1 pseudogene is annotated in these 255 nt (G+C 62.4%); it reads right to left on the minus strand.

Annotation, left to right across the window (positions count from 1 at the left end):
* A pseudogene (locus ACPUD7_RS17910) lies at positions 1-255 on the minus strand (IS1380 family transposase); the annotation flags it as partial.

A 255-nucleotide genomic window follows, 5' to 3' on the forward strand; every position in this document is an offset into this window, starting at 1 on the left:
TGACGGACTTCCAGATCAGCCAGCTGGCCACCGGTCGTGTTCGTCGCGAACGCGGTCAGTCGGTATCCGTCGACATCGTCAAATCGCAGTTGGGCACCCGGGTGGGGACGTTCACGGCGGACGATGATTCGCATCCCGTCCGGCCAATCATCGAGGTCAAGGACACTGGTGAGTTCGGCAACATCGGCCCCTTTACGGGGACAACCGTCGGTGTCGTAGGCCGGCTCCCACGCTTTCAGTTTCGTCAGCTGGCGG

Origin of the sequence: Brevibacterium sp. FAM 24630 (assembly GCF_049804075.1) — a bacterium.
Taxonomy (GTDB): Bacteria; Actinomycetota; Actinomycetes; order Actinomycetales; family Brevibacteriaceae; genus Brevibacterium.